The organism is Snodgrassella sp. (genome assembly GCF_024103505.1).
Taxonomy (GTDB): Bacteria; Pseudomonadota; Gammaproteobacteria; order Burkholderiales; family Neisseriaceae; genus Snodgrassella; species Snodgrassella communis.
Genome location: NZ_JAGGIJ010000004.1, coordinates 130,448 through 143,101, shown reverse-complemented (window position 1 = coordinate 143,101; position 12,654 = coordinate 130,448). Strand labels below are relative to the sequence as shown.

Annotated in this window: 13 protein-coding genes; 1 reads left to right on the top strand and 12 read right to left on the bottom strand. The window is 46.1% G+C overall.

From position 1 onward, the window contains the following. Positions 1 to 79: 79 nt before the first annotated feature. The 4 genes from ureB to J6578_RS05795 all read right to left on the bottom strand — a co-directional run bounded on the left by ureB (position 80) and on the right by J6578_RS05795 (position 3,759). Positions 80 to 394, bottom strand: coding sequence for an urease subunit beta (ureB, locus tag J6578_RS05810; protein ID WP_287952048.1), 315 nt, complete (start codon positions 392 to 394; stop codon positions 80 to 82). 93 nt (positions 395 to 487) lie between these two features. After that, positions 488 to 790 carry an urease subunit gamma gene (gene ureA, locus J6578_RS05805; protein ID WP_037408376.1) on the bottom strand — a complete coding sequence of 101 codons (303 nt, stop codon included), beginning with the start codon at positions 788 to 790 and terminating at the stop codon, positions 488 to 490. A gap of 501 nt (positions 791 to 1,291) precedes the next feature. After that, positions 1,292 to 3,082 (bottom strand): 2-isopropylmalate synthase, encoded by a 1,791-nt coding sequence (locus J6578_RS05800; RefSeq protein ID WP_093092795.1) that lies wholly within the window; start codon positions 3,080 to 3,082, stop codon positions 1,292 to 1,294. Positions 3,083 to 3,333: 251 nt separating this feature from the next. Next, positions 3,334 to 3,759, bottom strand: coding sequence for an excinuclease ABC subunit A (locus J6578_RS05795; protein ID WP_100138693.1), 426 nt, complete (start codon positions 3,757 to 3,759; stop codon positions 3,334 to 3,336). Positions 3,760 to 3,793: 34 nt separating this feature from the next. Between J6578_RS05795 and J6578_RS05790 the strand changes: the two genes are divergently transcribed. After that, entirely contained in the window at positions 3,794 to 4,438 is a 645-nt protein-coding gene (locus tag J6578_RS05790) for a 4'-phosphopantetheinyl transferase family protein (RefSeq protein WP_287952050.1), read from the top strand. Here the strand turns inward: J6578_RS05790 and J6578_RS05785 are convergent. The 8 genes from J6578_RS05785 to J6578_RS05750 are packed head-to-tail and all read right to left on the bottom strand — an operon-like array spanning position 4,422 to position 12,654. Then, positions 4,422 to 5,648 (bottom strand): beta-ketoacyl-ACP synthase, encoded by a 1,227-nt coding sequence (locus J6578_RS05785; RefSeq protein ID WP_287949985.1) that lies wholly within the window; start codon positions 5,646 to 5,648, stop codon positions 4,422 to 4,424. The two genes, J6578_RS05790 and J6578_RS05785, sit on opposite strands and share 17 nt — an antisense overlap. Next, positions 5,642 to 6,376, bottom strand: coding sequence for a 3-oxoacyl-ACP reductase FabG (gene fabG / locus J6578_RS05780; protein WP_502957685.1), 735 nt, complete (start codon positions 6,374 to 6,376; stop codon positions 5,642 to 5,644). The genes J6578_RS05785 and fabG overlap by 7 nt, the downstream gene beginning before the upstream one ends. Further along, entirely contained in the window at positions 6,369 to 6,839 is a 471-nt protein-coding gene (locus J6578_RS05775) for a hotdog family protein (protein ID WP_239428387.1), read from the bottom strand. Before J6578_RS05775 ends, fabG begins: the two co-directional genes overlap by 8 nt. After that, positions 6,820 to 8,040 (bottom strand): beta-ketoacyl-ACP synthase, encoded by a 1,221-nt coding sequence (locus J6578_RS05770; RefSeq protein WP_100138688.1) that lies wholly within the window; start codon positions 8,038 to 8,040, stop codon positions 6,820 to 6,822. Before J6578_RS05770 ends, J6578_RS05775 begins: the two co-directional genes overlap by 20 nt. After that, positions 8,033 to 8,482, bottom strand: coding sequence for a hypothetical protein (locus tag J6578_RS05765; protein WP_287952053.1), 450 nt, complete (start codon positions 8,480 to 8,482; stop codon positions 8,033 to 8,035). The genes J6578_RS05770 and J6578_RS05765 overlap by 8 nt, the downstream gene beginning before the upstream one ends. After that, positions 8,479 to 9,726, bottom strand: coding sequence for an NAD(P)/FAD-dependent oxidoreductase (locus J6578_RS05760; RefSeq protein ID WP_287952055.1), 1,248 nt, complete (start codon positions 9,724 to 9,726; stop codon positions 8,479 to 8,481). The genes J6578_RS05765 and J6578_RS05760 overlap by 4 nt, the downstream gene beginning before the upstream one ends. After that, the gene (locus J6578_RS05755) at positions 9,726 to 12,068 is read right to left on the bottom strand and encodes an MMPL family transporter (protein WP_287952056.1); all 2,343 of its coding nucleotides are present in this window, start codon (positions 12,066 to 12,068) and stop codon (positions 9,726 to 9,728) included. Before J6578_RS05755 ends, J6578_RS05760 begins: the two co-directional genes overlap by 1 nt. Next, entirely contained in the window at positions 12,052 to 12,654 is a 603-nt protein-coding gene (locus J6578_RS05750; RefSeq protein ID WP_287949977.1) for an outer membrane lipoprotein carrier protein LolA, read from the bottom strand. Before J6578_RS05750 ends, J6578_RS05755 begins: the two co-directional genes overlap by 17 nt.

Below are 12,654 nucleotides of genomic sequence, written 5' to 3'. Positions count from 1 at the left end.
TAGCAATTCTCTATTGTTTGATTATTGGATATTTATCTGGTGCTTTGCATCAGAACCACATATTGGTTAAATAGGTCAATCATTTATTGCTTACGCAGCCATTAACGGCATTATGAAAACCAAATATTTTTTTATGCCCCCCATATTCGGTTAGCGCCACCGTTTTGGCTTCACCGGGCTCAAACCGCACGGCATTACCTGATGGGATATTCAAACGCATACCACGTGTCTGTTCCCGCTCAAACTCAAGCGCATTATTGGTTTCATAAAAATGATAGTGCGAACCCACCTGTATCGGCCGGTCACCACGGTTAACCACGGTAATGGTGAGGGTACGGCGGTTCTGATTGGCAATGATGTCATCTGCGGCCAGTATATATTCTCCCGGAATCATACCGTTTCTCCTGAATAGGTATGGTACGAATATTATTTGCTGTTAAATAATCATTTCGCCCATAGCGAATGTTTACAGTAACTGAATCATGCTTTAGCGGATAGGCTGGTGTACGGTAACCAGCTTGGTGCCGTCGGGAAAAGTTGCCTCAATTTGTACTTCATGCACCATTTCGGCTACGCCTTCCATGACATCAGCAGTGGTTAATAATGTAGCGCCATACTGCATTAATTCGGCCACACTCATACCATCGCGCGCCGCTTCCTGTAACTGGCTGCTAATATAAGCGATGGCTTCTGGATAGTTCAGTTTCACTCCCCGAGCACGCCGTCTGGCAGCCAGTTCTCCCGCCACAAACAGCATTAGTTTTTCCTGCTCACGACTGGTTAAATGCATAACTTTCTCTATAAATAGTCAATTAATGAATTACATTACTGCGCCTGACAATCTAAACTACTTTATACAAAGCTATTTAAAAAACTATTTTTCTTTAAAGTATTTATAAATTCTGTGAATAATAAGTAATACAAAAATAATTGTGAAAATCTTGCCAATCATTCTGCCTTGCTGGTAAGCAGTACTGTTTTCATCTACTACAGCAAAAGCATTAGTCATGGTAAAAGCAAATACAGATAGTACCCACAAAAACTGTTTAATATATTTCATGGCTTCAAACTAATCGTATAGAGGGAAATTCAATTTTTTAAAACCCTTGTTTAAATCAGATATGACTGAAATTTAATAAGTTTATAAAATATCATAAACTTAATATAGTTAGTTTGTATAGCAAAATCTAAAGTTTTTTTACATAAAAAGTGCCTGTTCTTTGGTTGGAAAACCAAAGAACAGGCACTTTTAGATTAATTAGCTTTTAAGTATTTGCAGATTTTACTTTATTTATATTATCCCCTGAGCCTTAACGCGTGGCTGACTATTCAGCTTGTTCAGGGCAGACAGATATGCTTTGGCACTGGCAACAATGATATCGGTGTCGGTTCCCTGCCCGCTTACCAGATGACCCTCATGTGACAAACGCACGGTAACTTCTCCCTGACTTTCTGGGCCGGCGGTGATGGCATTGACCGAATACAATTGTAAATCTGCACTGCTATGCGCTTCAGACTCAATAGCTTTGAATACAGCATCAATCGGTCCTGAACCATGCCCACTGGCACGTTTTTCGTTGCCGTCCAGATTAAAGACGATTTCCGCCACTGGTTCTTCGCCAGTTTCACTGCGAATGCTCAGTGATATGTATTTGTAACGATCGGGAGCTCGGCTTTCCAGTTCATCAGATACCAATGCATGCAAATCTTCATCAAAAATTTCACGTTTTTTGTCGGCCAGCTCTTTAAAGCGGGCAAAGGCAGCATTAAGGGCTTCTTCACTATCAAGTTCAATACCCAATTCCTGTAGTTTGGTGCGGAAAGCATTACGACCGGAAAGTTTACCCAAAGTTAGCCGGTTGGTACTCCAGCCAACTGATTCGGCAGACATGATTTCATAGGTTTCACGACATTTCAGTATGCCGTCCTGATGAATGCCTGATTCATGTGCAAATGCATTGGCACCAACAATGGCTTTGTTCGGCTGAATCGGATAACCGGTAACGGTAGAAACCATTTTTGAGGTGGGCACGATCTGCGTGGTATCGATATTGGTTTCCAGCCCAAAAATATCGTGGCGGGTTTTCAAAGCCATAACCACTTCTTCCAAACTGGCATTACCTGCCCGCTCACCCAGACCATTAATGGTACATTCCACTTGCCGTGCACCGCCGCTTACTGCGGCCAGTGAGTTGCCAACGGCCAGTCCCAGATCATTATGACAGTGTGCCGACCAGATGACTTTATCGCTATTCGGGGTTTTCTGAATCAGTTCACGAAAGAATGCTTCTGTCTGAAATGGAATGGCATAACCCACTGTATCGGGGATATTGATGGTGGTGGCACCGGCTTCAATCACTGCCTGACAGATTTCAGCAAGAAAATTGATATCACTGCGCAGTGCATCTTCACAGGAAAACTCCACATCATCGGTATATTCACGCGCTATTTTCACTGCTTTAACCGCAGTTTCTTTAACCTGCTGCGGTTTCATACGTAATTTATGTTCCATATGCAATGGACTGGTAGCAATAAAGGTATGAATACGCTTGCGTTTGGCCGGCGCAACTGCTTCGCCGGCTTTGCGTACATCGCGTTCATTGGCACGTGACAGAGAGCAGACAGTAGCATTCTGGATAATTTCGGCAATGCTGTGAATAGCATCAAAATCCCCCGGACTGGCAGCCGCAAAACCTGCCTCAATCACATCCACACCCAGTTTTTCCAACTGGCGTGCAATGCGGATCTTTTCTTCTTTGGTCATGGCCGCCCCCGGCGACTGTTCTCCATCACGCAGGGTTGTGTCGAATATAATGACTTGATTATTGGTACTGGGCATTCTTGGTCTCTCCAAGGTGATGTTATTGTGTTGCATAAATGCATTGATATCCAGCGGCTTGTTTTGTTTCTCAGCCATCAGAATAATTTTTTGTAACTGATTTAATGGCAATGAACCACGCTTGCGCCATTTATAGATAGCAGCCGTTGAAGCGGCACTATCCGGATAATGCTGTTTGAGTGCTTCTGCTAAAGCGTTTACGCCCCCAAAATAGGCAATCAGGCGGTCTATATTCAATTGCATAACTGACCTTTTGTCCAATTTATTCATCTCATCAAGTTACAATATATTCTAATAAGCTAATATACGTAAATTTAGACAGAAAAACAAGCTCAATTATTGGTTATTTTGTATCTATACACCCAATTTGGACATTTTGTATATTAATTCGTACTGATCATTTATTCGTGCTTGAGTAACTCAATACCTATAATTAAACCGCCGGATTATCTTAAACGAGATAAACGGCGGCTATATGGCAGATAGTGGTATTTTTAGTTGGCTAAATCGCCTTTTAAGGCAACACCAGCAATCACCCCACCAGCATGGCATTCATACACTTTTGTACTGGCCATGCTGTTTTTCTTATAATAGCTGACAATATTGGTTACTTTATTAGCATTCTGAGCAGCAGCCTGTTCCTGCAATTGTTTAACTGCTGCCAAAAAAGCCCACTGGCAGGCAGCTTCGTCTGATTTGCCTACGCTGTTGGTTTTACGATTGGTAACCAGGCCAGACTTTATTACACGGCCTGAGCTTTTAGCAAAATAAAGTTTGACGTTTGGATTCAATACTTGTGCTGCTTCTGGTGCATTAAGTGCATCCTGAATAGGCAACAGTAATTTGTCATCACGCGCATAGGCAGCAGATACACAAGCCAGCAATGCTACCAATGCGATTGATTGCGAGAACTTCTTCATTCTTTACTCCTTTAATCAATAAAAAGTGTACTACATGATGAACCAAGACTGCCTGATTCTGCTTACAACTGCCGATGTATCCGGCCAGTATAACAGTCTGAAACTGGATCAGGCAGATAAACTGCGTTTACAACAGCATCCTCAATTAGCCCAGCGTGTTGACTGGCAAAGTAGCCGTTTTTTAAAACAGCAGCTTTCTGCTTCTTATCCGCAATTTTCTCTCACCCATAAGAAAGGCCATGCGGGTTTGATTGCCTGCTCCTCAGCACAGTATATACCGGGCATTGATATGGAGTACGCACAAGAACGCAATTTTCTGGCGCTGGCTCAGCTTTGCTGCACTGCTAATGAACAGCGCTGGCTGACACAGCAATCCGATTTATCCACTGCTTTTTACCAGTTATGGACGCTTAAGGAGGCTTTGATCAAAATCAGTCGTGGGCAATTAACTGATATGCGCCAGTGGTGTCTGATACCAACCGGATACGATGCAATCCATATTCCAGCCTTAAATCCTCCGGTGCAGGCTTATAGCTGTGTCATTGATCAATACTGGCATATTAGTGCAGTTTATCCTGCTGGCTGTTCTGTATTAGCACAAAATTGTACTTATGGATTTGGTCGCTGGCAGGAGTATGTTTTTGACTGGCATCGGTGGCCAGTTAGCCCACCCGTTTAAATAAGAGAGAAGAATTTACTCCGCCAAAGGCAAAATTATTGTTCATAACAAATTCGGTATCGATAGTACGTGCACTGTTGACGATATAGTCCAGCTCGCCACAGCGGTTATCGATTTGATTCAGATTCAGGGTAGGTGCAAACCAGCCTTCATTCATCATTTGAATTGAAAACCATGATTCTAGGGCACCACAGGCACCCAGTGTGTGCCCCAGATAACTTTTTTGTGAGCTGATAGGCACCTGTCCAAAAACATCGGCAGTAGCAAGGGTTTCGGCAATATCACCTTGTTCTGTTGCCGTACCATGACCATTAATGTAGCCAACCTCAGCAGCCGGCAGATGAGCATCTTCAAGTGCCATTTGCATGCAACGGCGCATGGTAGCGCGTTCTGGACGGGTAATATGAGAACCATCGCTGGTACAGGCAAATCCAACTATTTCAGCATAAATTCTGGCTCCACGGGCTTTGGCCATTTCATATTCTTCCAGCACCAAAATACCAGCACCCTCCCCGATAACCAGCCCGTCACGACCAGCATCATAAGGACATGGCGACAGCTCTGGCGTATCATTGCGCAAACTGGTGGCAAACAGTGAATCAAATACAAAGGCTTCAGAAACGCATAGTTCTTCTCCTCCTCCAGCCAGCATCATATCAATCTTGCCATACTTGATTGCTTCATAAGCATAGCCGATAGCCTGATTGCCGGATGCACAGGCACTGGAAGTTGGAATAACCCGTCCTGTCAGACCAAAGAAAATTGACAGATTAGCAGCGGTCGTATGCGGCATGATGCGCACATAAGTATTGGCATTAAAATTTGCAGAACTGCCATTGAGAACAAGTTCACTGATATCACGAATATCTTGCGGGCTGCCAGTAGAAGAACCACAGGCAACGCCCATGCGCCCGTCTTTTATTGATTCATCTCCGAGCAATCCTGCATCCGCCAATGCGTCTTCCGCCGCCTGTGTACACATCTGAGCTACTTTTCCCATACTGCGCAGTTGTTTGCGCGTCCAATGCGCTGGCGGGCGATAATCAGGAATAGGAGCGGCCAGTCTGGTATTCAAGTCTTTATACCGCCCCCAACTGTCCATGTGGACTACCTTATTTTTGTAAGCCAGCAAGCCGGTTTTTACTGTCGGCCAGTCATGCCCCAGTGCGCTGACACCACTCATACCTGTAATCACAACACGTCTCAACATAAACCTCCATTCACAGCCAATACCTGCCGGGTAATGTAAGCAGCCTGTTCGGATACCAGAAAAGCCACAGCATGAGCCACCTCTTCTGCCTGTCCCATCCGATTCATGGGGATGGCTTTGAGAATCTCGGCAACAGGTACGTGTTCATCAATCATTTCTGTTTCAATCAAACCGGGTGCCACGCAATTGACGGTAATTTTACGTTTGGCCAGTTCTACTGCCAGTGCTTTGGCCGCACCAATCAGGCCAGCTTTAGATGCACTGTAGTTTACCTGCCCCCGATTACCGGTTATGCCCGAAACAGAAGCCACGCAAACAATCCGTCCTGCTTTGCGCCGGCGTATCATCGGCATCATCAACGGATGCAGTACATTAAAAAAGCCATCCAGATTTGTACCCAGTACCTGATCCCAGTCTTCATTACTGAGCGCAGGAAACGCATTATCGCGAGTAATACCGGCATTCAGTACTACGCCATAATAAGCACCATGCTGTTCAATATCTGCCAGTAATGTTTCCTGACAAGCCTGCCGGTTACTGATGTCAAAAGTCAGTATGCGGCTGTGACCGCCCAGTGCGGTAATCTCAGCCGCCACTTTTTCAGCTTCCGCAAGCTGGCTGCGGCAGTGCAGTACAATATCCCAGCCGGCCTGAGCCAGCGTCAGGGCTATGGCTTTACCAATTCCGCGGGCAGAACCGGTAACCAGAATGGTTTTGTCATTATTCATCATCATGCATTAATATGTTCTCAGTAGGACTGTATACATTGAGTGCTGCCTCGGCCAGTAACCGGTTTGGCGTACGGGTTTGATCACACAGCCATAACTGGCTATCAAAAACACCAAAACCATTGGTATCCTGTAAAGAGGCTTGAATCTTAACCTGCAATACAGCCGGTACAGGTAATGTGGAAAAATAGAGATGTAATTTTCTTGTTCCGAGTAAAAAACCCAGCCGCACTGGTTCACCAGCATCACAAGCCAACGCGCCTGCCCAGGCAGCAACACCCTGAGCCATCATTTCCATGGCAGCCCAGGAGGGCAGACAACCATCGGTAACCAGTATCTGCTGCGGTTTCACGTTGGCATAAGCAGTCAAACTGTGCTCATCGTAGGCGCTAATTTCATCCAGTAACACCATTCTGCCACTGTGTGGCAGCAGTGCCGCCACATCATAAATCGGGGTTTGCATCATTGCTCCCCATAATTAATGCCGTGTTATTGCCACCAAAAGCAAATGAAGTACTTAATGCTATGCGTGCACGGCCATCAGCAAATGTTTCCTGAAAACGGGTCAGATGAATGGGCGCTAATGCCGGATCGATACGTGCATTAGCCCGGTGTGCGGGTAACTTGCCAGCAGGATTGGTTTGCTGGCTGATCACTGTCCATAGAAAAGCGGCTTCAAGGGCACCCGCAGCACCAAGTGTATGTCCAGTGAGTGCCTTAGTTGAAGCACAAGAAACTTCCGCCCCCAATTCACTATGAATAGCCAGTGCTTCCATAGCATCATTCTGAATGGTGCCGGTACCGTGCAGATTAACCCAGCCCACGGCACTAGCCGCTAATTGTGCTTTTTGTAAGGCCTGCTGAATCACTTTTCTAGCACCCACCGCATCAGGTCGCGGGCTGGACATATGATAGGCATCACTGCTGGAGCCATAGCCCAATAATGGCAGTCCTTTAGCCGGATCACGGGTCATCACGAATACAGCAGCGGCCTCACCAATATTGATACCATTGCGCTCGGCGGTAAATGGCTGACATTGTCCCGGTGATAACACTTGTAATGCATGAAAGCCATTAATGGTTAGCGCTGACAGCGTATCAACTCCTCCACAGATCACCGCATCGCACATACCCATGTGCAGTAAACGGGCTGCACTGATCAGTGCACGGGCACCAGAAGTACAGGCGGTTGAAATACCATAATGTAAATTGCGTAACTGATAGACATCAGCGACAAAATCTGCCGGTGAGGACATTAACTGCAAAGCCTGATTATAACCACTGTTCGCCCAATCCTGCCGGATAAAGCCATGTTCAAGCGCAGCGCGGTTCTCATCTCCACCTGTTGTTGATGTCCCCAGTACCACCGCCACACGATCAGCTCCATACTCGGTAATGGTAGCCTGAATTTCGTCCTCAATCTGAAAAAGTGCATGCCACAACAACTGATTATTGCGGCTACGAAAATCAGATTTTAAATCAGCCGGAAAAGGTCTCAATTGCGACCGGACTGAACCAAACAAATATGATTGACCGCTTACCCAGTAATCGCTGCTAGTGAGATAGTTGCTTTCCGGTGCCAGCAAAGCACTGATATGCTCATGCACACCACAGCCAAGCGCGCTGACCATTGCCGGGCGACTTAAAAAAACTGGCTTAATCATTAGCCATCTCCCTCACTTGCCAATGCCTTTTATGCCAACTAATATCAGCAACTGCCCCATCGGCATCGGTATGAGAAGAAATTCTGACCTCTTTAAGCTTAGCAGGTATAGACCAGTGATGCCGATGGCCAAGATAGGCATAAACAGCAGTAAATAACTGCCGTGCTTGGGGATTGGGTGGCAGAAACCCATCGTTATGCCACCTGCCTCGTTGCAGAATCTGTCTGGATACTGGTGCCCCTAGGCTATCTACCTGTACAAAGCGCCATTGTTGCTCCGTTAACGGCTCAATTAACAGCAGACTATTGCTTCCATCTGCATCGGTAACCTGTAAGCTTAATGTCTGTTTTAATACAGGTAAGGTATCAATCACTGGTAAACTGTGGCAGCCATTTAAACTAAGCATTAACAGCAGCCAGATAAAACCTTGCTTTAATTTCATTTGGCTTGACCACATATTTCTGCCAGCACAGCCAAGCGGCGTTCGGAATTGATTACATATGGATTGGTTTCATCCCATGCATAACCTGCAAGAATAGAACTAATCATGCGTTTGATATCAGGATTAACCTGTTCTGCATAGATTACATCCTGAAAAGCGGTACTGTACCAACCATTGACATAGGTTCTGAATGTATTGATACCCACCTGTAATGCATCAGCATAGTCCTGCTGCCAATTGACTGTTTCTCCTGAAAATTGCCGGTGTAGTATATCCGCAGCCAGCTTGGCCGAATGCATGGCAATTGTCACGCCGGAAGAAAAAACCGGATCAAGAAATTCAGAAGCATTTCCCAACAAGGCAAAACGCTGTCCATACAGACTTTTGACATTGGCCGAGTAGTTGCGCAAGGTTCGAAATGGTACATCGTTATGCCACTGTGCATTGACCAGAATCCGTTTAAGCAGCGGCACTTCACTGACAAATTTTTGCAAAATCGCTTCAGCACCTTCTGCGCCGTGATTATTCAGACATTCCGGTGAACCTACCACACCAATGGAAGTACGGTTATTGCTGAATGGAATAAACCAAATCCAAACATCGCGCAAATCCGGATGAGTACAGATTAGAATTTTATTACGATCAAATATCGCATCAGTGACATTGTCATCAATATGGGTAAAATAAGCCATGCGCTCCGGTAACGAAGACGGCTGTTCCAGATTCAGTAATTTTGCCAATACCCGTCCATAACCACTGGCGTCCAGTACGAATTGAGCCTGAATCTGATAAGGCATGCCCTGTGCATCCGTTACCGACAGCACAGCCGCATCCTGCTCAAATTCAACACCATTGACACTATGCTCAAAACAAACTTCCACACCTTGCTTTTGCGCTTCACTAATAAGAATATGGTCAAAACGGGCACGCGTCACCTGAAAAGTTGTGCCCGGGCCTGATGAAAACTTATCCGTAAAATCAAAGCTGGTATAGCGATTACCCCAGTTGAATGCAGCGCCATTCTTAAACTGGAAACCATCCTCAACACCCGCGTTTACCGCCTCCAGCATTCCTGCTTCAGCGATAAATTCCATACAGTGTGGCAGCAGGCTTTCACCAATTACAAAACGGGGAAAAACCTGCTTTTCCAATACACAAACACGATGCCCCTGTTTATTCAGTAAAGCACTGGCGATGGCGCCGGCCGGCCCGGCACCGATAATCACTACATCAAACTGATTCATTACATCCCCTTATTATTGGCTCTGGGCAGCAAGGCCAGTGCCAGTATCATGCTAAAAAATACACCGAAGGCAACACTGCGACCAAAGCTGGCTATAGCCGGCGTCGCACTGAAGCCCAGAATGGCAAACGAAATCATTGTCGTTGTTGCAGCCAGCAACACGCCGGCCAAACGTTCGGCGACAGCCATCTGGCTGATTGACACATAAATGGCATAATCCATACCAATGGCCGTGACCAGAAACAGCCCAAAAATGGCAAACAAAGACAACGGCCAGCCCGCATAAGCGAATATCGCCAGACAGAATAATGAAGACAGAACAGGCACAGCCAGCAGTAGCCAACCTTTACGCCAGCCAAAAACATAAGCCAGTAACACAATGGCTAGCAGATAAGAGGCTGCTTTCAGGGCAATGGCTTGATTACGCGTATGCGTAAATAATTGATTTAACGCTTGTAAATCATTAACAAAATAAATACCGTTATTGTTATCAGCCAATTTCTGCAAGGCTGCAACATGGCTTACCCCAGACAAGCTGACCAAAGCTGCCACCTGTCCATTAGCCATTTTGCCCAGATATAAATCCTGCCAGGCCGTAGCCAGATCATTGTCAAGGCTCTGGGAAATGGTTTGAACAGGCTGTTGCTGCAAACCGGACAAGTAGTCCTGAATACTGTGTTCAGCAATTCCCAGACGAGTTAAGTCCTGCCAGTTATCAGCATTGGCCAGCAGGTGACCTATATCCTGCTGACGTTGTTTTTGTATGCTAAGCGGTGTAATCCACTGATCCAGTGACTGAAAACCGGTTAATTGCTTTTGCGCAACCAGCGTCTGTAACGATTGCCCCAAAGCATGGCTTTTGGTTAACAGTTCATCGTCATTATCTGCCTGTAACACAAAATACTGCCCAGCGGGCATAGTCTGGGTAAGTACACCGATTTTCTGTGCCTGTGCCAGCCATTCTGGCGATAAGTTGACCCACTGGCGGATATCATCATGGGTATCTAAACGGAATAATCCACCAGCCAGCAGTAATAACACCAGCAAAAACGGCCATCTTTTCTGCACCATAACCTGCCGGCAACGAATTATCATATTGCCCAGAACCAGCATGGCATGCAAAGCCCGTGGATGTATGCGCGCCTGAGTAGTGGTAAAAAAAACTGGCAAACACAGCAAACTGAATAAAAATGCACTAATCAGCGCAGCAGCGGAAAATATCGCCGTTTGTTGCAGTATCGGCAGCGGCGTAATCAATAAAGCCGCATAGCCCAGTAATGTAATAATCAGGCTTAATAAAAAAGCTTTACTGGCCATATGTAAAGCCTGCCAGCGCTGCCATTGCTGCTGGATTACGCCACTGGCCAGCCAGTGCAGAGGAAAATCCAGCAGTACCCCCATCAAACTGGTTCCGACTACCAATGTCAGAATATGAATATGTCCGCAGAGTGCCACAGTTGCCGCCATGCCAAACAAGACGCCCACAACCAGAGGCAGCAACAAATACAAAATACGCAGGCTGCGGAAAAGCAGCAGCAGCAGCAGAAAAGTCAACCCCATACCCAGTATACTCATATACTGGCTTTCCCGTTCACCGATGCTTTTATTTTCTGCGGCAAAAATAGCGCCACCAGCCATCAGTACCTGCACCTTTTGCTGTGCCAGAATAGCCTGCGTATCTTCAATCAGAGCAAGCAAACCATCGGGTATATTAATCAGACCGGCTTTTTCCGGTAACCGCGCCCGTAATAAAACCCATGTTGTATCACCATCATCAATATTCAGCCAGCCAGTCTCGATATTATAAAAAACCGGCCCATCCTGACTGGCCTGATGCATGACAATATTACCCAGACCCAGCCAGTCCTGCTCAGCAGGCAATACACTGCGTTCTGCAAACGGATTAACCAGTGCCTGTGCCTGTCTGGCAAAAGCCTCTCTGGGCTGATTCATGATGTGGCGCCAGCTATTTTCTGATACCACTGCCAGACGTAAGCGCTGTATATTAGCCTGCAAAGCAGCCACATCAGGTTCAATCTTGCCGGTAACAGCCTCAAATACACCGCTGTCCTGCCATTTTTTCTGAAGCATGTGTGCCGCTGCCAGGGTTTTATCAGGAGAATCACTGCTCAGTAACACCACCATGTCGCGGTTCATGCGCTGGTTCATACGCACTTTAGCCAACTGCTGCGCCTGAATATTTTGCCCTTCTGCCGGTAACAGACTGGTCAAATCCGTATCCAAACGATTCTGTTGCAGCCAACTGCACAATAATGCAACCGCTACACAAAGAATCAGCAGCAAATACAACCACGCCCAGATAGGTTTACGGTAAAACGGCATTTTGCTCAAACCTGCTCAGCACAGCATTGACTTTCAAGGCAGAAAATATAATCTCGGTACGGTCACCCTGCACCTCAGACAGCGTGATTTTTTTTACCACACTATCACCCTGAATATCGATTCTGGTGAAAATCTGTTTCATCAAAACGCTTTTGGGTTGCAGGTGCAATTGCCAGGTCTGAGCTGTACCTTCTAATTGCAAACTAAACTGATTTTGTAAGCCACTAGTTTGCCCGGCGAGCAAATCCAGAAACAGCTTTACCTGATTTTTTTGCGCACTGGCCGACTGCTTGCGCGCCACCCACTGATTACTGGCATTAAGCTGCTCAATACCGGACTGGCGCACCCGCATAGTATCGACAAAAGGTTTTTTCATTTGCCATAACAAACCGGCTTTTGGCACCAACACAAACTGTCCTTGCGCGACAATCGGCTTACTGGTACCGCGCAGATAACGCTGCTGGGTAAAATTGCCCTTAATACTTTGCGGCTGTTGCAGCTGATTTTGCAAATCGGTTAAATTAAATGCCCACAAAAAACCGCTTAACAGACCACACCAGCACAGCAAGAAACACTTTTTCAACAT